Annotated in this window: 21 protein-coding genes; 11 read left to right on the forward strand and 10 right to left on the reverse strand. The window is 70.4% G+C overall.

Going from position 1 to position 24,008, the window contains the following annotated elements; translation table 11 throughout:
- The first annotated feature begins 72 nt into the window (after positions 1-72).
- The 3 genes from OG430_RS02945 to OG430_RS02955 all read left to right on the forward strand — a co-directional run bounded on the left by OG430_RS02945 (position 73) and on the right by OG430_RS02955 (position 2,531).
- Positions 73-540 carry an SAM-dependent methyltransferase gene (locus tag OG430_RS02945; RefSeq protein ID WP_327350783.1) on the forward strand — a complete coding sequence of 156 codons (468 nt, stop codon included), beginning with the start codon at positions 73-75 and terminating at the stop codon, positions 538-540.
- Between the two features lie 119 nt (positions 541-659).
- Entirely contained in the window at positions 660-1,163 is a 504-nt protein-coding gene (locus tag OG430_RS02950; RefSeq protein WP_327350784.1) for a DinB family protein, read from the forward strand.
- Between the two features lie 153 nt (positions 1,164-1,316).
- The gene (locus OG430_RS02955; protein WP_327350785.1) at positions 1,317-2,531 is read left to right on the forward strand and encodes a hypothetical protein; all 1,215 of its coding nucleotides are present in this window, start codon (positions 1,317-1,319) and stop codon (positions 2,529-2,531) included.
- Positions 2,532-2,595: 64 nt separating this feature from the next.
- Here OG430_RS02955 and OG430_RS02960 read toward each other — a convergent pair whose 3' ends face one another.
- The 10 genes from OG430_RS02960 to OG430_RS03005 all read right to left on the reverse strand — a co-directional run bounded on the left by OG430_RS02960 (position 2,596) and on the right by OG430_RS03005 (position 14,573).
- On the reverse strand, positions 2,596-3,591 hold the full coding sequence (locus tag OG430_RS02960) for a hypothetical protein (protein ID WP_327350786.1): 996 nt from the start codon (positions 3,589-3,591) through the stop codon (positions 2,596-2,598).
- Complete coding sequence (locus tag OG430_RS02965; protein WP_327350787.1) at positions 3,569-5,089, reverse strand: hypothetical protein; 1,521 nt, start codon at positions 5,087-5,089, stop codon at positions 3,569-3,571. Before OG430_RS02965 ends, OG430_RS02960 begins: the two co-directional genes overlap by 23 nt.
- A gap of 135 nt (positions 5,090-5,224) precedes the next feature.
- Positions 5,225-6,979 carry a discoidin domain-containing protein gene (locus OG430_RS02970; RefSeq protein ID WP_327350788.1) on the reverse strand — a complete coding sequence of 585 codons (1,755 nt, stop codon included), beginning with the start codon at positions 6,977-6,979 and terminating at the stop codon, positions 5,225-5,227.
- Positions 6,980-7,138: 159 nt separating this feature from the next.
- Entirely contained in the window at positions 7,139-8,248 is a 1,110-nt protein-coding gene (locus OG430_RS02975) for a DUF1996 domain-containing protein (RefSeq protein WP_327350789.1), read from the reverse strand.
- 202 nt (positions 8,249-8,450) lie between these two features.
- The gene (locus OG430_RS02980) at positions 8,451-9,710 is read right to left on the reverse strand and encodes an MFS transporter (protein ID WP_327350790.1); all 1,260 of its coding nucleotides are present in this window, start codon (positions 9,708-9,710) and stop codon (positions 8,451-8,453) included.
- A gap of 49 nt (positions 9,711-9,759) precedes the next feature.
- The gene (locus OG430_RS02985) at positions 9,760-10,518 is read right to left on the reverse strand and encodes a GntR family transcriptional regulator (RefSeq protein ID WP_327350791.1); all 759 of its coding nucleotides are present in this window, start codon (positions 10,516-10,518) and stop codon (positions 9,760-9,762) included.
- Between the two features lie 231 nt (positions 10,519-10,749).
- A complete protein-coding gene (locus tag OG430_RS02990) occupies positions 10,750-11,568 on the reverse strand; it encodes an ABC transporter permease (protein WP_327350792.1) in 819 nt (272 codons plus the stop codon).
- The gene (locus OG430_RS02995) at positions 11,565-12,332 is read right to left on the reverse strand and encodes an ABC transporter permease (protein WP_327350793.1); all 768 of its coding nucleotides are present in this window, start codon (positions 12,330-12,332) and stop codon (positions 11,565-11,567) included. Before OG430_RS02995 ends, OG430_RS02990 begins: the two co-directional genes overlap by 4 nt.
- Entirely contained in the window at positions 12,329-13,321 is a 993-nt protein-coding gene (locus tag OG430_RS03000; protein WP_327350794.1) for an ABC transporter ATP-binding protein, read from the reverse strand. Before OG430_RS03000 ends, OG430_RS02995 begins: the two co-directional genes overlap by 4 nt.
- Positions 13,322-13,364: 43 nt before the next feature.
- Positions 13,365-14,573 (reverse strand): hypothetical protein, encoded by a 1,209-nt coding sequence (locus tag OG430_RS03005; RefSeq protein WP_327350795.1) that lies wholly within the window; start codon positions 14,571-14,573, stop codon positions 13,365-13,367.
- Positions 14,574-14,870: 297 nt separating this feature from the next.
- On the opposite strand from OG430_RS03005, the gene OG430_RS03010 reads away from it, so the two are divergent.
- From OG430_RS03010 to OG430_RS03045, 8 genes are all read left to right on the forward strand, one after another.
- Positions 14,871-15,773: a nucleoside-diphosphate kinase gene (locus tag OG430_RS03010; protein ID WP_327350796.1), complete on the forward strand. Its 903-nt coding sequence runs from the start codon at positions 14,871-14,873 to the stop codon at positions 15,771-15,773.
- Positions 15,755-16,564 carry a metallophosphoesterase family protein gene (locus OG430_RS03015; protein WP_327350797.1) on the forward strand — a complete coding sequence of 270 codons (810 nt, stop codon included), beginning with the start codon at positions 15,755-15,757 and terminating at the stop codon, positions 16,562-16,564. Before OG430_RS03010 ends, OG430_RS03015 begins: the two co-directional genes overlap by 19 nt.
- A 133-nt stretch (positions 16,565-16,697) precedes the next feature.
- A complete protein-coding gene (locus OG430_RS03020; protein ID WP_327350798.1) occupies positions 16,698-16,871 on the forward strand; it encodes a hypothetical protein in 174 nt (57 codons plus the stop codon).
- Between the two features lie 173 nt (positions 16,872-17,044).
- On the forward strand, positions 17,045-17,998 hold the full coding sequence (locus OG430_RS03025) for an alkaline phosphatase family protein (protein ID WP_327350799.1): 954 nt from the start codon (positions 17,045-17,047) through the stop codon (positions 17,996-17,998).
- 36 nt (positions 17,999-18,034) lie between these two features.
- Complete coding sequence (locus OG430_RS03030) at positions 18,035-19,255, forward strand: hypothetical protein (protein ID WP_327350800.1); 1,221 nt, start codon at positions 18,035-18,037, stop codon at positions 19,253-19,255.
- Positions 19,252-21,060 (forward strand): aminotransferase class I/II-fold pyridoxal phosphate-dependent enzyme, encoded by a 1,809-nt coding sequence (locus tag OG430_RS03035; RefSeq protein ID WP_327350801.1) that lies wholly within the window; start codon positions 19,252-19,254, stop codon positions 21,058-21,060. The genes OG430_RS03030 and OG430_RS03035 overlap by 4 nt, the downstream gene beginning before the upstream one ends.
- A complete protein-coding gene (locus OG430_RS03040; protein ID WP_327350802.1) occupies positions 21,050-22,912 on the forward strand; it encodes a DUF4910 domain-containing protein in 1,863 nt (620 codons plus the stop codon). The genes OG430_RS03035 and OG430_RS03040 overlap by 11 nt, the downstream gene beginning before the upstream one ends.
- A complete protein-coding gene (locus OG430_RS03045; RefSeq protein ID WP_327350803.1) occupies positions 22,909-23,958 on the forward strand; it encodes a GNAT family N-acetyltransferase in 1,050 nt (349 codons plus the stop codon). Before OG430_RS03040 ends, OG430_RS03045 begins: the two co-directional genes overlap by 4 nt.
- Positions 23,959-24,008 lie beyond the last annotated feature (50 nt).

The raw sequence follows: 24,008 nt of genomic DNA on the forward strand, positions 1-24,008 counted from the left end.
GCGCGGAACGGTGAAGGACCGGCTGCCTCTCAACTCTGGGCAGCACACTGCCCGTACAGATAGAACCTTGCCATGCCAAGTTTCGAGGTCACACCGATAGGTACCGTCCACAACGACCGGACGGACGTCCAGCACACCGACAACTGGGGTGCCGTCCGCAGCACGATCACCATCGACGAGCGCTTCGGTGAGACGTGCCTCCAGGGCCTGGACGGCTTCTCCCACGTGGAGGTCCTCTTCGTCTTCGACCAGCTCCCGGAACCCGACGACTACCGCGAACCCCGCCCCTACCGCGGCCGCTCCGACCTCCCACCCGTCGGCGTCTTCGCCGGCCGGGGCCCCCGCAGACCCAACCGCATCGGCGTGACGTGCTGCGCCGTCGAATCCGTCCACGGCCGCGTACTGACGGTGGTGGGCCTCGACGCGGTCTCGGGCACCCCGGTCATCGACGTGAAGCCGGCCATGGCGGAGTTCCGCCCGGCGGACATCAAGCAGCCGCAATGGGTCAGCGACATGATGGCGGAGTACTTCCAGCCATGAACGGCCCACCGACACTGAATCGCTGCGGCGCCCCTCCGGGCGTGCAGCAGGGTGGAGCTGGTCGGGCCCGTCAAATAATGCCTCGACAGCGGTCGCGGCGATCAGGGACGCTTCGCGCGATGACCAGAATCAACGACATCCCGCCCGCGTGGGACGAGCGCACCCAGCTCACCACGTTCCTCGACTACGCACGTGACACCGCCCGCGCCAAGTGCGAGGGCGTCTCCGCGGAGAACGCCCGCAAGGCGCTCCTGCCGGGCTCGCCGCTGATGACCATGAGCGGATTGATCAACCATCTCCGCTGGGTCGAGTACTACTGGTTCCAGGTGGTCTTCCTCGGCGAGGAGGACCAGGGCCCCTGGACCGACGAGGACCCCGACCGCGAGATGCGTGTCGCCGTCGACTTCCCGCTCACGCAGCTGCTCGACGAATACGCCGAACAAAGCGCCCGCTACCGCGAACTCGTCGCCGCGAACAGCCTGGACGAGCAGGCCCGACGAACCCGCCGCGAGGGCCGTGTCGACCTGCGCTGGATCCTCCTCCACCTCACCGAGGAGACGGCCCGCCACAACGGCCACCTCGACATTCTCCGCGAGATGCTCGACGGCACGACCGGCGACTGACCCGGCGGCCCCGACGCCCGAAGCGCGCCCAAGGTTGTACGTATCCGGGCCGATTGCCCGCGCCCGGCCCGGTGCGGTTGTATCGCGGAGTGCCTCGGCGGGGGGTTGGGGCCGTGAATGTCAGGGGGAGACATGCGAAGGCTTTTACCTGCGGTGACGGGCGCGTTAGGGATCGGTCTGTTGGCGGCGCTGCTGCCGATGGGGACGGCGAGCGCCGACCCCATCGGTGGTGACGCGGCGACGGAGCGGATCAGTGTGGCCGCCGACGGGACGCAGGGCAACAGAACCTCGTACGCGCCGGTGATCAGCAGGAACGGCCGCTACATCGCCTTCGTCTCGCAGGCGACGAACCTCGTGCCCCCTTATCCGGTCCCGCCCGGTGGGCAGAACTGGACGTACCTGCGCGACCTGCGCGAAGGCACGCTGGAGCGGGTGGCCTTCGACGGGGTCCCGGCGGATGTGCTCGACTTCAGCGCCTCGGGCGACCTGATGGTCATCAAGTCGCGCACCGGCCTGTACGTACGCGATCTGCCGACCGGCCACACCCAGCGGGTGGACGTCGACCTCGGTGAGTTCACCGGCGGAGGCGCGTACAGCGCACGGATCAGCGGATCCGGCCGCTATGTCGTGTTCACGGAGAGCCGCCCCTCGGGGTCACCGGCGCCCGAGGGTACGAGGGTGTACGTGCGTGATCTGCTGGACGGCACGACGCAGTGGGTGAGCCGGCCGAACACCGCGACCGAGACCTACTACGCGGACGGACCCGTCATCAGCGACGACGGGCAGCGCATTGCGTACACCAACACCAGGTACTTCCCCAAGGGCCCCGCGAAGGGCAATGCGTACCTCCTCGACCGGAGCACCGGCGAGCGGCAGATGGTGGACGTCTCGCAGGACGGACCGACGCCGGAGCGAGCCCTGGGCGGGCTGTCGTTGAGCGCGGACGGCAGCCTGGTGCTCTTCAACCGCACCGACGGAAGTCCCGTGACGGCGGACGACCAGAAGTCGAACAGTTTCATCCGCGAGCCGGCGACCGGTACCACCCGGCCGATCCCGGCCACCGGATCCCAGACCGGCACCAGCCAAGGCTCGCTCAGCCCCGACGGCCGCTTCGCGCTCTACACGGCGGGCGTCAGCGGCCCGAACGCGGGGCCATGGCCGCTCCTCATCCGGAACCTGGAGACCGGTGAAGTGCGGACCGTGACCACCGCGATGGACGGCATTCCGGCCACCGCCTATCCCGGGCGGGTGGCGATCACCGGCGACGACCGCATGGTGGCCTTCGACTCGTCCGCCCCCGATCTCGTCCCCGGCGACACCAACGCCACATGGGACGTCTTCGTACGGACCCTGCCCCCCGCATCCTGAGACACCCGTGGCACGGGGGCGGCCGTCTCCGGGCCGGCCCAGGAGCGGACCAACTCCTCGTACGTCATGGGGTGTTCCGCAAGCGTCGCAGCGAGTCCTCGGCCGTGGCCGCGACGAAGGCCGGGCACACGGCGGTGTCCAGGGGGATGGCCCACTCCTCGGGCCACTTCTCGTACGCGGCACGCCCCGGTGCGCTGGCCAGGTACATGCCCGCCGCCAGGGTTTCGGTGCTGTCGCGCGGCAGCTCGGGATGGCCGTCATGGGTGCAGGTCGTCGCGTCGAGGAGGCCGAGGGCGCGCTCGAAGGCCACCGTGAGCGCGTCGAGGAGTTCCTGTACATCGACGGTGCCGTCCGCCTCCGCTTCGACGTACCACGTGACGGCGGCGGCCGCGAGGACGCTGCCTGCCAGGTCATCGCCCTCCGCCTCCTGCAATCGGGAGGCCACGAGCAACAGATCCCAGGCCACGTCGTAGGTCCTGGAGAGCGGATAGCCCTCCAGGATTGCGGTGAGTCCCACCATCTCGTACTGGTCCTCAAATGACAGGAACGGCGGTACGTCATCGGCGGATCCGGCCCTGAGCGACTCCATGACCACGCGCGCATACCCGGCGACGTTGCGCGGGCACAGCCATTCATCGCGTGGCAGGGTCGCCCAGGGCACGGGTTCCCCGCCGCCCAGTTCGCGCAGGACCTCCGCGAAGCACCACGCCTCGGCCGTCAGGTCGCCCTGGTACGGATGCTCCTGATGCGCGCACGGCAGGGGCCGCAGCGCACGGTCGGCGGCCTGCGCCGCGTCGAACGCCGCCGCGGCCATGTCCTCTTCCGGGCGCGTGCCCCGATACAGGAGTCCCAGGAGCAGCCCCATCGTCCACCGGCAGGCGAGCGCTCCGTCCGGGTCGGCGGCCAGTTCGCGCGCGCACTCCAGGACGAGCCGGTCGCACTCGGCGGGGTCCGCGTCGACGAACTCGCCCATCTCGGCCCAGTCGTCGATCAGTTCGTCCACCCAGGCCTGCTCAGGGGAAGCCGCCAAGGTCCGCTCAGAGGAAGGTCGATCCGTCATCGCCGTCCTCCTCGTCCATCTCCGCGTACGCCTCGTCCATCGCCTCGCTCGCCGCCTGGGCCCATGCGGCGAGCAGCCTCGGGCACGCCCATACGTCCGCGGGGAACGCACCCGCAGGCGCCGCGAACCGGCCTTCCGGCACCGCGAACTCACCCGGCGCGTGCAGGTGGTCGAGGTGCGGCTTCATCTCCTCGCGCTGCCAGCTCTCGCGCAGATCCGGCTCCGGGTGCGCGTCGTCGCCGTTGCCGTGCGCGCAGTCGTGATCGAGCGGATCGGAGTCGACGGCCCGCAACAGCGCCCGCACCTCGCGCCCGACGGCGTACGACAGCTCCAGCACCGAGGCCGTCCACATCGCCAGGTGCAGCAGGACCAGGCGCTCGTGGGGGTCGGTGGCGGTCGCGTGCCGGCGGGCCGCCCACAGCCCGGCGTTCTCACCGATCGTGCCGGAGTCGTCGAGGTCTTCGGCCGCGACGATCACCCTGGTCAGTGCGTCGATGTCGAGGCGTCCGTCGGAACGTACGTACACGGCGTCGAGATCATTGGTGTCCCGCTCCCCGAACAACTCGGTGTACCTCGGCCTGAGCTGCGCCAACGCGTCCTCGGCGAGCTCACGCAGATAGCCCGGGCAGACCCACATCTCGCCCTCGCCCTCGTCGAGCACGTTCTCCACGAGGTGGGCCCGGCCGCCCGGGGTGCGTACGTGGCACGCGATCTCGGCCTCGGTCTCGTAGTACAGGTCCTCCTGGCCCGGGTGCTCGCCGTCCGCATGCGGGCACGGGAAGCCGTCGCCGTCCCGGCCGCCGAGCATCGCCAGGGCCTCCTGCAACCCTTCGATCATGGCGTCGAAGACCGGGCGGGTGCGGATGCGGTGGTAGACGTACGGGGTCGTCACATGCTGGGTGATGACGTATCCGGCGAGGACTGCCCTGTTGCTTCCCGGCAGCGGGGCACTGGCGTTCGTCTCGATCGTGGGAGCGGGGTCGACACCGGGATAGTCGTTCAGGAAGTCCAGCAGATCCCGTACGTCGCTCTCGTCGTCCTCGGACACGACCGCGGGTATCCCGGGCACCGAGAACGGAGCGATGACATCGGCGGCGACCCGCGCGATGCCCGCGACGTTGCGCGGGCACAAGTCGGCCGGTCCACGGGCGACATCGGGACGCTCGCCGATGAGATACCAGCCGCGCGGCCAGTCGAGCTCCTCCGCGTACGGATGCGTCTCATGCCCGCAGTCCCGCTCCCCCAGCTCCGTGGCGGCAGCGAGCAGCGCGTCGACGGCGGCCAGCGCGGTCCCGGGCTCCGGGCGCCACGCCAGATACCGGACCATCTGCGTGAGCCCGGCGACCCACACATGCGCCGTCTCGCCACCGGGCTCGGCGGCCAGCCGGCGCACGCAGTCGAGGACGAGCGGTTCGGCCACCGCCGGTTCGCTGCCCGCGCCTATGGAGCACCACTGCTCGTAGAGCGCGGCCGTACGGGCATCAGGAATGACGATCATGACTGGTACGACGTACGACGGTGCCTCAGAGGTTCCTGGGACAAGTCCCTGAGCAGCCGTACGGAACGAACGAGCGTCCTTGAGCCCCGGATCCGGGGCTCAAGGACGGCTCTCGAAGCATGCGGCAGCGACGGCTCAGCTGTAGACGCCGAACTCGTAGAGCGAATACCCGTATCCGGTGCCGCGTGCGGTGCCGTGCAGGCGTACGTAGCGACCGTTACCCGTGACATCGAAGTCGTCGATGCCTCCGTTGCCGGCCGTCACCTCGCGCACGGTCCGCCAGTTCTGGCCGTCGTCCGAGGTCTGGATCGTGTACGTCTTGCCGTACGCACCCTCCCAGTTGAGCTGGACGTGCCGGATGGCGGTGGACGTGCCCAGGTCGACCTGGAGCCACTGGGGGTCGGCCCAGTCGCTTGCCCAGCGGGTGTCGGCCTTGCCGTCGGTGGCGTTCGAACCGGGGCAGGGGCAGCCGCCGTAGTCGGTGTTCTGGGCCGAGGAGGCAGTGGTGGGCTTGCCGAGGGCGACGTTGGTGCCGTCCACCGGCGGGGCCACGACCTTGATCGAGCGGGTCTCGATGCCGACGTTGCCGTGGCCGTCCTTGGCCTTGACGTACACCTTCCACACGCCGGTGCGGTCGGGCGCGGTGACCTTCAGCCGGCCGCCGCCGAGATCGGTGTGGGCGGCCGTGGTGAGGGCGCCGCTGTTGTCGATGTACTTGCTGTTGAAGAGCACTTCGTAGGTGAGGCTGTCGCCCTCCGGGTCGGTGGCCGGTGCGGTGATCGTCAGTTCTCGGCCGGCCGGGACCGCCGAGGCGTTCGGCACGCTCAGGTCGCCGATGACGGGGGGTGTGTTGTCGCCGCCGGTGGAGGCGCCGTAGGCCTGCTTCAGGGCGTAGTACGACAGGCGCTTCTCGCCCGCGGGCAGCAGGTTGAACCAGATGCCGCCGAAGTCGTACTCGGTGCCGTAGTGGAAGACCGTCGCGCCGAGGGCGACGCCCCGGTGGTCGGTGACGCAACTCCAGGCCCGCTTGTAGCCGGCGGCCTTCTCGGTGTCGGTGGGCTCCTTGGGGACGCCGTTGGCGTCGTCGGGGACCTCCCACTCGCCGGCGGGTCCGGTCTCGGTGATGATGTACGGCTTGGTGTAACCGCCGCTCTCCCAGGCCGACTTGACGCCGCACACGTCCTGGTAGGAGTTGACGGTGTAGAGGTCGAGGTCGGGGGCGTTCTTCTTGTAGTAGGGCCAGGCGCCGGTCCAGGCGTCGGTGGAGGTCACCGGGTGGTTGGGGTCGACGGCGTGGATCTTCTTCGCGATGTCGTTGACGAAGGTGGTGTACGCGTCGCGCTGGCGCTGCAGTTCGTCGCCGCTGAAGCAGTTCTGCAGGCCGAGCACCGACTCGTTGCCGACGCTCCACATCAGGACGCCCGGGTTGTTCTTGTAGGTGTCCGCCCACTTGGGGAACTCGGCGAGCATCTTGTTCTTGTAGTCGGTGTCGGTGAGGTAGTTGACGCAGCCGCCGCTGCCCGGGCCGCCGCCGGGCTGCAGCCAGAACCCTGCGACGACCTTGACGCCGTTGGCGGCTGCCGCGTCGAACAGCGGCGCGCTGGAGGCGTCGGTGCCCCAGGTGCGGACGGTGTTGACGCCGAGGGACTTGACGTCCGGCATGTAGCGGGCGGCGTCGGAGGCGGAGGGCCCCCAGGTGATGCCCTTGACGGTGTAGGGGGCGCCGTCCACGGTGAGCTGCCAATTGCCTTGGGAGCCGGTCACCTTGACCACGCTGCCGGCGGCGTGCGCGGCAGGTACGGGCAGGGCGACCACGGCGCCTGCGAGGAGCGCGGCCGCGGTGGCGGCCCGGGCGGAGTGCCCGAGTCTGCGGGTGGGAGGTTGTGCCACGGATCTTCCTCCTAGCGAGGAGAGGTACGGAGGGTGCGGGGTCCGGAGACGTATGGGGGGTGCGGGTTCCGCGTCGTACGGAGGGTGCGGGTCCGGAACTGGGAGAGCGCTCTCCGAGATGGGCGGGAGGGAGCCCGGCCCATCTCGGAGAGCAGGGGCTCAGGGCAGTTCGTAGTTCTCGTCGAGCGCCGCGCCCGCTTCGGGGTGGGTCTCGTCATAGCCGCGCGCATTGCACTGCAGGGCGCCGACCACACAGTGATCCACCAGTGCCTTCAGCGTGCGGTCGTCCCACGCGTTGAAGAAGTCGTAGTGGAACGAGTGGCCCGCACCGCTCGCCAGCTTGACCTGCGACATGTCGCCGTTGACGGGGAAGGCCATCTTGAACTCGACCATCGGCAGCGCAACAGGGTGACTGGCCGGGCAGATGTTGTTGTTGGTGCCGGGATTAACCACCGGATACGCCATGTGGCTCTTGTGGTCCGGCGTGTCCAGATACTTGCCGTCCCAGCAACTCGGCGCCTGGAAGCGGATGTTGAGCTGGACGTCCGGCCGGTCCGGACAGGTCTTCGGGATGTCGACGTTGAAGAAGCTGTCGCCGCACTCCCAGCCCTCGACGAACCCGCGGTGGGCCCGGAACTCCTCCGCGCTCTGCGTCGGACTGCCGACGACGAACCGCAGCCCCTTGGGGAAGGGCCGCACGCTCGTGTAGTCGGTCACGCCCGCCTTGTAGTAGATGACCTGCGGACCGACCGGCAGCACGGACTGTGTGCCATTGAGCAGGGTCGGCATCCAGTAACCGGACTTGTCGCCGGGCGCCTTGCACTTGGTGGCGCCCGAACTCAGGGATTCGGTGGTGCTGTTGGCGTCGGTCGTGGTGTTGCCCATGAAGGTGTGGTCATGGGACTTGCCCGGCTGGCCGGGATAGACGATGGGGTCGTCGGGCTTGGTGTGCGTGACCGTGCAGTTGGCCTGGAACTCGTGGAAATACCGGTGGGGCGGCTCCTTCGTCGAGGGTTCCACGCCGGTGACCGGCGGGTTCGCGGGGATGTAGCCATCGGCGTCGAGGTCCTCGGCGGCGGCCTTGGTGGAGGCGGCCATGGTGTGGCCGCTGTGCGACCCACCGGCCTGCGCCGCCGCGTGATGAGCGCCTTGCCCCGCGCCCGCGTCCGGCGCGTCGGCGCTCATGGCGACCCCGCTCACACCGAGGGTCGTCAAGACCAGCGCGCCGGATATCAGTAACCCCGAGAAAATCTTGGATCTCCGTGCCATGGAGACCTCCTGCCACGTCAGTTTGGACGGTGGGGGGCGGGCGGAGGTGGAGGTGAGCGTGCACCTCCGACTACCCGGGCCGGAAGGGCGCTCTCCCTGTAGCGGGGAACTGTGGGAGAGCGCTCTCCCGCTGCGGAGTGTTCCGTCCATGACACAGACGTGTCAAGAGAAGATGTCGGACCCGGGTCGGGAGCGAGAAGCCTCAGCACGCGAACTCAGGGGTCTTCTCCGTGGGCAACGTGCGCGTTGTCCGAAGCGGTGACAAGAAGTTGGGAAGGGCGCTCAGCGTCATACCTGCTGCACCGATCCACAGGGTGGTTGTCGCTCCGAACGCGGAGCCCGAGGCTCCGCCCAAGAGCCGGCCGAGAGGAATGCCGCTCCAGGAGACGAATCGAGTTGTTGCGCTCATCCGACCCAGAAGCCGATCCGGCGTCAGGGCTTGTTGGAAGCTTGATTGAGTCACCACGCGAACAACTCCGCACAGCGAAAAGGCCGCGAGCCCGATCGCAGCCAGGTACAGGCACCAACCCGTTCGCGCCAACGGCATGAGGACGGTCAACGGACAGGCGACCAATGACCCGAGCCAGATGACCCGGCCTTGCCCGACCCAAGTCGAGATCCTGGCCGCCGACAGCGCACCCAGCAAGGCTCCACAGCCCATGCCCGAAAGAATGAGGCCGATACCGAAGGACTGGAGACCTGTCTCCCGCTCCAAGAAGACAAGCAACATGGTCTGATACATGACCAGGAAGAGGTTGAATATGGCATCCCCCAGCATGATTGCCCGCAGGGTGGGGGAGTTGACCACGAACGTCAATCCCTCCTTGATCTCGCGAATCAATTGAGGGTGCTCACTCGGTTCCGGCTTCCGTTCGCGCTTCCGGATGGTGATCGCGAGCAGCCCCGACAGAGCCATCCCGGCCGAACTCACCAGAAGCGTTGCAGGGGCTCCGACCAGGCCGACCAGTGGTCCTGCCACGGTCGGCCCGCTGACACTGGTCACCGAGCGTACTGCCGCCAGTTTTGAGTTCCCTTCCACGACCTTGTTGCGTCCCACCAAGTGCGGGAGATAGCTGACGTACGCAACATCGAAGAAGACGGTCAACACCCCATGGACCAGGGCGACTGCGTAGAGCCACCAGATGGTGAGGAGGCCTGCCCACCACGCCGCCGGTATCGTCAAGAGAAGCAGCGCGCGAGCGAGATCGGTGCTGATCATCACCGATCGCTTCCGCACGCGGTCCACCCACGCGCCTGCCGGCAGTCCTGCCAGGAGCGACCCTGCCGCGGTCATCGCGGTCAGTAATCCGACCTGAAACTCATCGACATGCAATGTCGCAATGGCAACCATGGGCAAGGCCAGAAAGATGATGCGGTCGCCCAGCTGACCGAGCGCGGTGGCAGCAAACAAGCATCTGAAATCCCGATCGCGCAAGAGGCCGAGCTGGGTGGATTTAGACATACGAGTCCCTACTGTCGAATACGCGATGGCTCTCCAATGGCTGCGGTTGCTACGGCCGGTCGACTCCGAACTCGTAGACCACTTCCCGGCGCACGTCCGGAATGACCATGTCGGCCGTTTCCACCGGACGACCGTCCGTGTCGAAGATGGTCCGCTCGATCTGCAGCACGAGATCCCCCACGCTGATCCCCAGGAGGTTCGCCTGCACATGGGTGGCACGAGCCGGGCGCGGCACCTCGACCACAGTCGAGATGACCACACCGATGGAGCGCATGCGCTCCGGCACTCCCTTGCCCGCCAGAGGACCCGTCTCGGGCAGCACGACCGGCGTGCCATCCGTGATGGCCATCGGCTCCCAGGATTCGGAAAGTTGCACGGGGTGCCCGCCGGCGAGGAACTCGTAATGCGTACGGACACAGAGGTCCCCGGGGCTGATGGCAAGCCGCTCGGCGATCGCCTCGGGGGCGGGGACGCGCACCTGGCTGTGTGCATCCCAAGCGTCGGCACTGCCCCGCTCCCTCGTGTCGGGCCGGCGGGGAGAGCCCTCCCCGCGTTCGCGGTGCCGCGAGCGGATCAGTCGCAGGCGCTCGCGCGGCATCCGGACGTAGGTGCCCGAGCCGGCGCGCCCTTCGACGAGACCGTCAATGATCAGACAGTCCATGGCCCTCTGCAGGACGTTGCGTCCGACCCCGTACCCCACGGCGAGCCGTGCCCGGGACGGCAGGCGCTCCCCGATCTCCCACTCCCCCGCGAGAATCCGTGCGCGCAGTGCGTCGGCCACTGCGAGGTACGGCGCCTCTCGGGGCATGGGCAATCCTCCGGTTGTCGTGCGCTGCGGCAGCTGGTCGTTCCAAGGAGCGTTGGCAAGCTACTGCACCGGATGAAAGCTGCTGGAGTAGAAACACGCTCAGCGCTCACACGACCACGGTGGCCACACGCCCGCGACAGTCCGGCACTGTCCTCACCGCCGCAACCTCCGACCCGCAGCGCACCGTCGGCAGGCTCACCGCCCCCGAACCGGACTCAGAACGAGGGGACTTCAGGTCAGGAACAGCGCCGCGCCGTCGCGCCGACTCCGGCGTGCCCGCCAGGCGAGGACGCCGAGAGCGGCACCCAGCCAGCACGCTCCGACGAGCGTTTCCCACCCGGCCAGCCCGAGGGTGTGCAGGCCCGCCTCACCATCGAGTGCCTCGCGGATCGCCGACAGGCCGTGGGTCAGCGGGAGCACCTGGCCGAGCCCCGCGAGGACCGGGCCGACCGCACCGGCCGGCACCTCAGCCCCGCACACGATGAGCATGACGGTGAACGCCGCATTGGACACCACGTTGCGCAGGTCCGGGGCAGTGAGCACCAAGGAGCCCAGGAAGAGTCCGAGGCAGTAGCTGGTCACGGCGACCAGCACCAGCAGGGCGGTCAGCAGCAGCACCGAAAGGACGGTCAGCCGTAGGTCCGCCACCGGACCGAGGATGAGTACGGCGCCCAGACCACAGGCCACACCGTCCGGGAGCCAGAACAGGCTCCTTCCCACCAGGACCAGCGCGGGATTGCTGGGCGAGGCGACCAGCAGGGGCAGCGTGCCGTTCTGCAGTTCCCAGGTCGTGGAAGCGGTCGCGAACATGCCGTGCAGCGCGACCAGCGCCACGGCGTTCCCGATCAGCAGATAGCGCGCCTGATCCGGCCCGAGCAGGGTGCCGATGGTGGTGAAGAACAGCACCTGCGCGAGCATCCGGACGAACCAGCCGAGCAGCCACGTCTTCCAGGTGAAGACCGTGCCGTAGTCGGCGAGTCCGGCGCGTGCCGCCCAGCCGAGGACCTGGACCCGGCTGCCCGGCCCGAACTCGTTCGCCCGTCGGCTCATCGCAGCCCCACCGTCCCGTTCTCCCGTACGAGGCGGACGACTCTGCCGAGCAGCAGCCGCCCACCTAGCGCGGCGAGGAATCCGAGTCCGAGCACGGCGGCCAGCCGCCACCCCACCGACTGGACCGGGTCCGCGGCGAGTGCGTCGCGCAACAGGTCGGAACTCCAGGAAAGGTAGATGAGCCGGCCCGGCGGGTGGGTCCACTCCGGAAGTCTGTCCAGCGGCGTGAAGACTCCGCCGAGCAGCAGGATCGGATAGCTCAGCGAGTTCTGGAACGTACGGGCGGTCCGGGTCGCGACGAACAGGGCCGCCATGAGGCACGCCGCCCCCGCGGTGGCGGCTGCCGTGGCGAGCAGGGCGACGACGAAGACCCAGGGGTGCGGGACTTCGGGGACGGTGTCGAAGGCGAGGACGGACACCGCGGCCACCTCCACCACCGTCAGCAGGCTGATCAGCGTCGTCACCCAGACCCGGCTGAAGACGAGCCGGACGAAGTCGACCGGAGCGGCTATCTGCAGCTCCAGCGTGCCGAGCCACCGGTCGTTGTCGACGACCTCGCCGGAGATCAGCATGGCCATGCTCCACACGCCCATCAAAACGGGGGCGAGGAGTGCGTAGGCGAGGAGTTCGGGCCGGTCGTTGTGCCGGATCAGCAGCAGGAAGACGGCGGCGAGCAGCGGGGTGCGCACCAGGTCGATGAGGTAGTCGCGGTGGGTCAGGACGAGACGGCCCTGGAACTTTCCGGCCGCGAGGAGCAGACTCACCGATTCACCACGCTGCGCGTCTCGTTGCGGTGGACGAGGCGGAGGTAGACCTCTTCGAGGCCGGGCAGTTCGGTACGGACCTCGGTGACGCCCGCCTCGACCACGAAGGCCAGCACCCGGCCCACCGCCTCCTTGTCTTCGACGGAGACGATCGCCGCTCCGTCGTCGGCCTGTTCGACGCCGAGCACCCCGGGCAGTTGCCCTACCCGGTCTGTCAGCTCCGGCTCGGCGCGTACGCGGATGCGTTCCTGCTGGGAGACCAGACGGGCCAGCGTCTTCGGCGCCTCCGCGGCGACGACCCGGCCGTGGTTAATCATCGTGACGCGGTCGCAGAGGAGTTCCGCCTCGGCCAGGTCGTGCGTGGCGAGCAGGATCGTGCGGCCCTCGCTCGCCAAGCGCGTGATCAGCTCCCGCAGTTGGCGAGCGGCCAGCGGGTCGAGGCCGTTGGTGGGCTCGTCGAGCAGCAGGATCCGCGGGTCCCCGATGATCCCGCGGGCCAGGTGGAGGCGCTGGCGCATGCCCACGGAGTACGTTTCCACCCGGTCGTCGGCGCGCTCGGCCAGACCGAGCTCGTCGAGGAGCGCCGCACTGCGCGCACGTCCCGCCTTGGCGGACATGCCGTACAAGGCGGCCCAGTAGCCCAGATTCTGACGTGCCGTCAGCCGTGGGTAGAGGCCGCGTTCACCGCCGAAGACGATGCCCAGCAAGGGGCGGATGCGCCGGTGGTCGACCGCCAGGTCATGGCCGAGGACGCGGCCCGTTCCCGACGTCGGCAGCAGCACCGTGGAGAGGATCTTCATCAGGGTGCTCTTGCCTGCCCCGTTCGGGCCGAGCAGCCCGTGCACCTCGCCCTGCTCCACCTCCATCGTGACGTCGTCCAGCGCGACGATCGGGGCGCCGCGTCGCGCACGGTACTCCCGCCGCAACCGGCTTGTCGCGATCGCGAGTTCGCCGCGCCCCGCACCCGCCGCACCGCCGGTGTCGCCCATCAATCGCCTCCCACATCGGCCGTCAGGCACGGCAGCGGTTCCCTCACGCGACGCCCTCCGCCGACACCTCGTCCAGCCACTCCTGCCGGGCGGCGCCGGACACCAGCAGGAAGGAGCCCAGCGGCGTACGGGCGACCAGGTGGGTGCCCACGTCGTCGAGTCGTAGCCCGTCGGCGGATACGCCGTCGAGTCGTAGCCCGTCGGCGGGTACACCGTCGAGGGGCACGCCGAACAGCGGCACGCCCCGTCGCAGCAGCAGTCGCGCACCGATCCGGCGGTGCACGAGGTCGGAGGCCGCGTCCGCGAGACGGCCGCCCTCGCCTTCGACCCCGGACTGCGCGACGAACGCGGCCACACGCGCCGGGCTGCTCCAACGGACCGCGGTGCGCACCGCCCGCGTCAGCCGGGCACGCCCCGCCGCGATCCGGGTGCGCGGCAGCCCGGCCACCGGCGGCCCTCCCAGTCGGCCCGTCCCGCGCATCGCCGCCCGCCATTCCGGCCAGAGGCCGGTCCTGTCGAGATCGTCCCTCAGTTGACGCAGACCGTCGTCGTCGAGGTGGCGCAGCAGGAGTGCCATGTCGAGGAAGTCCCGCGAGCGAAAGGGCCGTTCCCACCGCTCCGCCACCAGGGCGAGCGCGCAGGCGGCCGGCACGGAGAACCCCGGGCGGGCCAGCTGCCAGGCCGGCCCTCGGATGTCGGTCACGATCTCCGCCGTGGCCAGCCCGACCGCGTAGGGATCGGGGGACCCCTCGGGAGCGGGGCTGCGGAACTCCGCGCCCAGGTACAGGGGGGTGCCTTGCCCGCCCCGAGCGGGTCCGACGGTCAGGGCCGCCAACTCCCAGCCGGTTTCGGCCAGTCGGCGGGCGCAGGCCCACAGGTCCCCGGGATCGTGGCAGATGACGTCGAGGTCGCCGGCCGCACGGAGCACCCCCGGCGGGTAGAGGGCGGCGATCGTCATGCCTTTGAGGAGGTAGGCGTCGGGCGCCACGTCCTGGAGCTCCGCCCAGACATCGCGGTAGTGGTCGATGCGTTCCCGGTTCTGGACCAGTTCGGTCTGCGCCGCCCCGGTGAGCCGATCGCCCCTTGCCGCCCACAGGCTCAGCAGGGTCGCGGCGAGCTTGTGGCGGCCTTCGCGGGCCGTCCGCAGCACGTCCTCCCGGGGAGTGGCGGCATCCGCGCCGAGCAGGGCGAGCACCGTCGCGACGCAGACCTCGGCCCCGGCGGTCCTCCCGGTCGAGGCATCACCCGACACCGGTTTCGGACGTGCGAAAGGCAGTGGACGCGACCAGGACCGCCGGGACGAACGGAACAGCCCGAGGCCGATTCCTGATCGCATCCTCGTCGTCGGTTACTTGCCCGGCTTCGGACGGACGACGACCTTCTTGAAGCTCACACTCATGGAACCCTCCTTGATGTGTTGGGTCATGGAACGTAGCCTCAGCGTATGGTCTCGATAGGTCCATGACAACACGCCAACTGGGCCCGCACCCACGTGACTTGCCGCGCCCGGCACGGGGATCACAGGTGGACGCGTGCACGCCGGAGGAACATGGCTGTTCACAGCTGGTTGAAACCCCCCTGCACCCACGACCCCGTACGGCGCACCACTTACCCCGACGACGTCTACTTCCGCGAGATGGCCGTCGTACTGGACCGCCGGGACCCGGCTGAGACGGACCGGGCACTGCTGCACTCCACGTTCGTCATGTTCAAGCCGGACGCGGTGGTCGGACGCCGCGTCGAACCGGCGCTCGCGTTCCTGGCGGGCCGCGGGTTCGAGCCGCTGGGCGCCCTGGCCGTCCGGGTCGACGCGCGGGTCTGCCGCGAGCTGTGGCGCTACCAGATCAACGCGGCGCCGCTGGCCGTCATCCGGGCCGTGGACATGATCCTCGAGTCCGGACCCCCCTGCCTCTTCGTGGCGCTGCGGGACACCTGGGGCCCGGAACGCACCGGGACGACCGCGGCCCAGCGGCTGGCCGCATTGAAGGGGTCCTCCAAGAACCGCGCGGAACAAGCGGATTCGCTGCGCGGCGCGCTCGGCTGCGAGCTGATGTGCCTCAACTTCCTGCACTCCCCCGACGACCCCGCCGACCTGATCCGCGAGGTGGGAGTCCTGCTGCCCGGGCGGCGCGAGGAGGCCCTGACCATGCTGGCGGGCGAGGTGTCGTCACCGCGTGCCGCCGAACCGGCGGCCATGGCGCGCAGGCTCTACGCCGCCCATCCACCGCATCCTTTGACCCCGGCCGCACCCATCGGCCCACGCCGTCAACCCGTCGACTCCACGGCGCTGTTGACCCAGGTGGCGGAACTCGCGGCGGACGACCACGGGCTCCCCCTCTGGGACCGTATCGTCATCGCCGCACAGCTCGTGGAAGGCCTCCCCTCCGAAGGGCGCCCCCTGATCGGAGCGCCGCCCGGGACAGAAAGGCACCGATGGCAGACGACGTCCTGATGTACGGACCGGCCGGCTGGGAAGGACCGCCGCAGCGGTACGGTCCGGCGGCGCGGGTAGCCGTGCTGTCCGACCTGCACGCCAACATCCCGGCGCTCGACGCTGTACTCGCCGAACCGGACGTGGCCGCGGCCGACCTGGTGGTCCTCTGCGGCGACCTGACCTGGGGTCCGCAGCCGCAGGAGACCTACGAGCGGATCGCCGCCCTGGGCGAACGCGTCCTGTGCGTGCGCGGCAACGGCGACCGCTTCGCCTCCTGGCTCGCCGCCACCGCGGACGCCACTGCCACCGCTCGCCAGTCGTGGATCACCGCACAGCACTCCCCCGAGGCCATCGCGTTCCTCAACCGGGTTCCCTTCGGCGTCGTCGTCGAGATCGACGGGTTGGGGCCGGTGCACTTCTGTCACGGTTCTCCGCGCAGCGACCACGAGTTGGTGACGCCGGGGACACCGGCCGAGCGGTTCGCGGAACTGTCCGCCTCCCTCGACGTGGGGGTTCTGGTCACCGGACACTCCCACCTCCAGTTCGCCCGCGAAGTGGGAGGCCTGCGCAGCGTCAACCCCGGGAGCGTCGGCCTCCCGTACCACACGGGCCAACCAGGCACCGCCCACTGGGCGTTGCTCGGCCCCGACGTCCAGCTGAGAACCACGCATTACGACGTCGCGGACGCCGTGGCCCGCGCGCATCGGGCCGGCGATCCGGGGGCGGAGCAGTACGCGGAGACGTTGCTGAGCCCGCCGGATCCCGCGTCGGTGGTCGTGGACGCGGAGACGCGGATCTTCGTCAACTGACGCCCACCGCACGGGACATGGGCAGTTTCGGAGCACGGTGTTGACAGCCGAAGTCACGCCATGTTGACCTGTTCACGCAAAATCGCAGGTCGTTTGACGCGTTTCCCCAGCTCCGTTCAAGCAGGAGGAATCCATGCAAACCGCCCCGCCCAGCACCACCAAAACCACGGCCGAGGCCGTGAGCACGTCGACTCCGGCCCCCGTCATGCTCCTGCCACGCCTGGTAGAGCGCATGATCACGGACCGTCAGGCCGCGCATGTGGCCAAGTTCCGCACCACCTGCACTGACTGCGTGCCGAACTTCTGAGCACAAAGTCGCGTGTCGGCGGACGAGCGACAGCGTCCGCCGACCTGCGCGTGATACCCGAAGTCGTCGAACGGTGCCTGCGCACCGCTTCCCGTGGACTGTGTGTCCTGGCCGTGGACGGCTTGTCGCACGACGTGGCTGCTTCCTCGTTCGCCCACGCACAGACCCACGCCTTGCGTTCCACCTTCCCGAGCACGTCGACCACCGCCTGGCTGACCGCCGTCACCGGCATGGATCCCGCCGAGCACGGCGCCATCGGCATGGTCTACCGGGCACCCGGAGCCGACAGCGTCACCCACCTCGTCACCGGGCAGGCCTACGGGTTCGGCGCCGCTCCCCCGACCGACGGCGCGCTGCTGCACGGCGGTCCGACGCTCTTCGACCGCGCGGTGGCCTCGGGGCGGCCCGCGTACGTGGTCGGCGCCGAGCTCGAGGGGCTCTCCGGTGCCTGGGTGACCGCCCTGCTGCAGGGCGCGCACGTCGTCCCGTCAACGGCCCCCGACCAGGCCGGCATCGATCCCGTCAAGGTCGTCCGGCGCGTCGTGCGCGACGTCGAGGCCGTCCTGGCGATGCCCACCGACGTACCCCCGTTGATCTGGGCGTACGTGAACCTCGACGACCACATCCACCAGGCCGGCTACGACGCCGCCCTGCGCGAGTCGCTGCGCCTGCTCGACACCGCGGCCGACCGCTGGGCCGACGCCGGCTGGAGCGTCCTGGCCCACGCCGACCACGGCCAGGTGCCGGTGAGTCCGCGAGCGGACCTCGTCGAGGCATGGGCCCGCCTCGACACTCCCGCGCACTGCCGGATGCCGGCCGGCGGCGCCGGCCGCGTCCGCTGGCTGTATCCCCTGGCGGGAAAGGAGGAGGCCGTGGCCCGTTCGCTGCGTCACGCGCTGGGCGAGCACGCCCTCGTCCTGACCCCCGACGACCTGGACGGACGCGGGCTCCTGGCGGCGACCCCGGTGGTCCGCGACCGCATCGGCGCCGTCGTGGCCCTGGCCACGACCCCCCAATTCCCCGTGCCCGACGCCACCGTGGCCTGGGAACACGGATCGATCTCCGACGGCGAGACGCTCGTACCACTCGCCGCCTGGAACCCCCCGCTCGCCACAGTCCTGCCCTGACCGACGGATCGCTCGTCACGACACCTAGGAGAGCCCGTGAGCACGGTCGTGTTCCGCAACAAGACAGGTGGTTCGGAGACGTTGCACGCGAGACCGGGACAGAGCCTGCTCGACGTGCTGCGCGCGCACGGCATCCCGGCCAACGCCGTGCTCGCCCACCGCAACGGCACGATCGTGCCCGAGGCGACCTGCGTCGTCGGACCCGACGACGTGATCGAGGTCCGCCAGGTACGCCACTACGACCTCGACGTGCTGCGCCGCCCCAAGGAGCAGGTGTACGCCGCTCCGGACCCGGTCTACACCAAGAGCGTCCTCTTCGACCACGGCGGCACCCTGGAACGGCGCACCGAGCAGTTCACGGCGGAGACGTTCGTGAGCTATGTCGAGGAGACCTTCCTGCAGAGCATCACCGCGGGAGCCACCATGCGGGCCGGCGACCGCGTCGTCATCGGCCTCTCCGGCGGCCGGGACAGCGTCGCGTACCTCAAACTCCTCGAGCGCACCCGCGGCCGGTGGCCCGAGTCCGACATCACCGCCGTGACCATCACCGGACTGCCCGACTGGGACGAGCCGGCGACCTTCCAGACCGCCCTGGACGCCTGCGCGGGACTGGGCGTGGACCACGTGATCGTCACCGCGGACGACGTCGCCGAACTGTTCCAGCTGCGCGAGTCCTTCGTCGACACCATGAACCGTGTCGTCGCCGGCGAGCACCGCAACATGAACATGGTGATCGGGCACCAAGTCCTGCGCCGCATGCTCGAACAGGAGGCGGAGCGCCGGGGCGCCTCCGTCGTCGCGTTCGGCTTCAACGCCGACGACCTGGTCGCCAGCATGGTCACCTGGTTCACCACCGGCTACCGGATGGGCGGCATACCGGTCAGGGAACTGGGCTCCCTTCGGTACGTCTTCCCGCTCTACCGCATCACCAAGAAGGAACTGACCCTGTACCTGGAGCTCATCGCACCCGAGCTCAACCGGCAGGGCGCACCGGGCCGGTTCACCACCGGCTCGGACGAACGCTCACTCGCCTACGCGACGGCCGACCACCTCTACGATCTGTGGCCCGGCATCGACTACTACGTCTTCAACGCCTTCGAGAACGTGCAGCGCACGCTGCTGCCGCTGGTCGACGACGTGTGCCGGGTGTGCGGCGGACGCTACGTGCTGCAGGAGGGCGTGCCCAACCCGGCGGCACTGTGCGACGTGTGCGGATTCCTGCACCGGCAGGAGGCGCTGCGGGCGGACGCCGTATGAGCGGTGCTCAGGACCGCACCGGTGGCCCCTGGTACGAGCGGTTCTTCGGCCCGGAGTTCTGGGCCGTGGCCGCACACGAGTACACGGCCGAGCGCACCGCCGCGGAAGCCGAGTACCTCGCCGCCGTCCTGGAGGCCTCGGCCCCGGGACGGCGCGTCCTCGACCTGGGCTGCGGCACCGGACGCCATGCGATCGCGCTGGCGCGGCGCGGGTTCGAGGTCACGGGCGTCGACGTCGGGGCCTGGGCGCTGAAGGAGGCCGAGGCCGCCGCCAGTGCCTCGGGCGTACCGGTGCAGTGGCAGCACCAAGATCTCCTGCGGGAACTGCCCTGGTCCCTGGGCGTGTTCGACGCGATCGTGTGCGTGCAGTCCTTCGGCTGGGGCAGCGACGACCAGCAGGTGCGCCTCCTGCAGGAGGCCCGCCGGAGTCTCGTCCCGGGCGGCCTGCTGATCCTGGACCACTCCAACGTGCTCTGCATCGCCGGGCAGTACGTCCCCGAGGCCACCTTCCAGGTCGAGGGTCTGCGGGCGGACTTCCGCCGCGCCTATCGCATGGTTCCCGGCCGCAGTACCGGTGAGATCGAGGTACAGCGGGGCGACGCGGAGCCGGTGACCATCCACGACGACGTACGGATGTACCAGCCCGCCGAGGTGCGCGCACTACTGACCCGCGCGGGGTTCGCCGTGGAACGCGTCGACACCGACTTCCTCGTGGGCCGCGAACCGGTCACGACGTCGCGGTACGTGCAGTTCGTCGCGCGCAGTCCACGACGTCCGGCGGGGGCGATCTCGTCGTGGGAGCTGCCGCAAGGCCGGCCCGAGGCGCTGGATCTGCGCTGGTCCCCGGACGAGATCGAGTGCGTCGCACCGGCGGTCGACGCGGCGTTCCGCGACGTGTACGAGGGCGGCTCCATCGCCGACCTGGCGCGCGACTACCCCGTAATGGACCCCTACGCGGCCGACCGGTCCGCGCCCGTCCTGTCCGAGCACTTCGGTGTCGACCTCTCGCCGAACATGGTGACGGCCGGGACGGGCGCCACCGGACTGCTGCACGCGTGCGCGGCACTGGCGGCGCCCGGGCCGGTGCTGCACCTCGCCGGCGCACACCCGGACCTGCCCCGCTGGGCCGCGCTGCTCGGCGCCGAGGCGGTCGTGACCCGGCTCGCCGCGCTGGCCGCCGACCTCGACCGGCACGCACCGTCGGTCCTCGTCCTGGACCGCCCCACGGCCTTGGGCACCATGCCGGACAGCTCGCTCCTGGACGAGGTCGTCGAGGCAGCTCGCGCGCACGGCACGATCGTGGTCCTCGACGAGGCGTACGCCGTCTATGCCGGGCCCGCGGCAAGCTTCGCGCCTGCCGTCACCGAGCACGACAACCTCGTCGTCGTACGCAGCATGTCCAAGGGCTACTGCTGCGGAGGCCTCAGGATCGGGTTCGCCCTCGCGGCGCCGGCCCTGACCCGTCGGCTCAGGGAGTTCGCCCCGCCGCTCGGCGCGAACAGCGCGGGCCTCGCCGTGGCGCTCCGTCTGCTGGGCCAGGGCGACGTGTTCGCCGGTCTGAGGGCCAGGATCGCCGAGGTGAAGCCGATGGTCGCGGCGACGCTGCGGCGCAGCGGCCTGGAGGTGACCGAGGGGGCCGACTGCCTGCCGTGGGTGACGGCGCGCGGAGGGCCGGCGGCCAAGGACGTGCTGGCGAAGCACGGGCTGCGGGCCAAGGAGATCGACCCCGCCGTCCTGAAGATCGCCGTGCCGCTCTCGGCGGCCCGACTGGCCTCCTTCCGGGCCGCGTTCGCCCATGACGGATGATCTGGCCGGCCTCGTCCGCCACGTCCATGACGGCATCGATCCCGACGAGGCGATGCGCCGGGTCGCCCGGCTCGTCGAGTGGGACCGCCACCAGGGCTCGGCGGGCATCGCCGCCGCGGCCGACTTCGTGGCGGGCGAGGCCGAACGCGTGGGCCTGGCCGACGTCGAGGTGCTGAGCCTGCCGGCCGACGGACGCACCGCGTGGTGGACGTTCACCGCGCCCAGCCCGTGGACCGCACGAGCGGCCCACCTGTCCGTGGGCGCGGGCCCACGGCTGGTCGACTACGCCGCGCAGCCCTACGCCCTGGCCGTCAACTCCACGGCCACGGACGCCGAGTTGTCCCTCGCACACCTGCAGGACGACGCATGGCCGCCGGGCGCGGTGGTCCTCGTCCCATCGGCGGGCGACCTCGACGGGCGGCTGCTCGCCCGCCTGCGCGACAGGCGGGCCGGCGGGTTCTGCGTGACGGCCCGCCCGGACCTCCCCGACCACTCCGGGCGGCTCGAACTCCCCGCCGACTCCGGGCTGTTCGCATTCAGCGTGCTCCCGGCCCAGCTGGACGAGCTGCACCGCACATACCGCCTGGGCGGGCGCGTACGGGTCGTGGTCGACGTCGACACCACCCCGGCGCGGATGCCGGTGGTGGTCGCCCGTACACCGACGCGCCCGGCCACGGGGCGCGGCGCCTCGTCCGCGCGGGACGCCTGCCTGATCGCCGCCCACCTCTGCCACCCCGCGCCCAGCGCCAACGACAACGCCTCCGGTGTCGCGGCGGCCCTCGCCGCGGGGCGGGCGCTCGCCGAGCTCCCGCTGCGGCGCCCCGTCCGCTTCGTCTGGGGGCCCGAGTTCGTGGGCCTGGCCGCGTACGTCCACCGGTCCGCCGAGGAGGGCAGGCCGCTGCCGACGATGGCGGTCAACCTCGACATGGCGGGTGAGGACCAGCGGCGCTGCGGCGGCCCGCTGATCGTCGAGCGGAGCCCCGAATACCTCCCGCACTTCGCCAACGCCGTGGTCGAGGCCTGCGTGCGGGCGCTGCCGCCCGCCGCGCGCTCCTACAGCGGAGCGGTGGACTGCGATGTCTGGGCCTGGCGCGCGACCCCGTTCGTCGGCGCCTCCGACCACGCGATCCTGGCCGACCGCGCGATCGGGTGCCCCGCCGTCCAACTGGGCCACTGGCCGGACCGGTTCAACCACTCGGGCGCCGACACCCTGGACAAGGTCGACCCTCAGGAGCTGCGCAGATCCGCCGCGATCGCCGCGTCCGCCGCGGCCGTCGTGGCGACCGCGGGCCCCCGGGACGCCGACCGCATCGCCCGCCACCTGACCAGGTGGACGGCCCACCGGATGACCGCCTGCCTGCCCCCGAGCACGGACCCGCTGGCCACCGAACGACTCACCAGGCACTGGCAGTTCGGCCGCGACGCCCTGCCGACGCTGCGGCAGCTCGGCGCGGGCGAGGACGTTCTCGATCGGCAGACACGTCTCCTCGCCGACCTGCACCGGACCCTCACGGCCGCCTGTGACCGTCCGCCCGTCCCACCGCCGCGGGGTGGTCCGGTGCTGCGGCGGACGTGGCCCGGCCCGTTCAACCTCCGGGCCCTCATGGGAGCCGTCGATGAGGCCGACCGCGCGTGGCTGCAGCGCCGACTGACGGTGGACCGCGGCGGGTTCTACGCCACGGCGATGGCCCTGGCGCAGAGCATCGACGGCGTCTCGGACACCGCCCGGGTGATCCGCACCGCTCAACTCGACAGCGGGCTCGAGTGGGAGCGCGACGTCGGGGAGCGGTTCCTGACGGCGCTGGCGGGGGCGGGCTGGGTGGAAGAGACGGAACAGAAGGGCATGGGATGAACGGGCCGTACGTCACGCTCGCCGACTCCGTCGACGACGTCGACGCCACCGCGTGGGAGCGAGTCGCCGCCGATGCCGGCGCTCCCGTCCACTACTCCCCCGCCTACCTGCGGGCGTACGAGACAAGCCCGTTGAGCCCGTACGTCTCGGTCCACTACCTCTCGGCCGTCGACGCCGGCCGCACCGTGGGCCTGCTGCCGTGCTACCTCCAGAAGCAGGGCGACCCCTACGGCTTCCTGCGCGCCGTCGGCGTCCCGGACACGGACGGTCCGGCGCTCCTCGGCCACAACTGGTACTGCTACGACACCCGGATCCCGGTGCGGGCGAGCTCCCCCGAGCGGCGCGACCGGATCCTCGACACGGTCCTCGACGCCCTGGTGGACCTGGCCGCCTCCGCGGGCGCACCGGTCGCGGGGCTGGTGAGCGTGGCGGAAGGCGACCCGGTCCTCGCCGTGGCGCGTCGCAAGGGATGGCGGGTGGCGCCCATCGTGACGCGCTTCCAACTCCCCCTGCGGAACCTCGCCCAGCACGACCCGTACGACATGTACGACGCCTACCTCGCGACCCTGGGCGCCCGGACCCGGCGCACCATCCGCCAGTACACGCGACGCGCGGCCGAGGCCGGCGTCACCACCGCGGTCGAGGCCCCCCACCCGCGCTTCCTGCGGACGGTGTGCGAGCTGACCCGCCGCACCGCGGCCAAGCACGGCAGCGCCGACATGTACCCAGAGAGCGCCTTCATCGACTTCGTGATGGCCCTGGGCGAGCGGGCCCGCGTGGTCAGGGTCGACCAGGAGGACCGCACCCTGGCCGCCGCGGTGGTCCTCCTGGACGAGGAACGCCTGCACATGTGGGTGGGCGGGACCAGCCACGCGACCGTCGACAGTTTCAGCCCCAACTACCTGCTGTGGGCCGCGGAGATCCGGCACGCCATCGACGCGGGCAAGCTGTGGGTGGAGGGCGGCCGCGCCAACCAGCCCATGAAGAGCAGACACGGGATGACGCCCCTGCCTCTCTACGCCTGCATCGCCCCGCCCTCCTCCTGAACACCTTCCCCTCGTCGGAGGCCTCGAGTCACGCCGCATGATTCAGGCCA

Origin of the sequence: Streptomyces sp. NBC_01304 (genome assembly GCF_035975855.1) — a bacterium.
GTDB lineage: Bacteria > Actinomycetota > Actinomycetes > Streptomycetales > Streptomycetaceae > Streptomyces.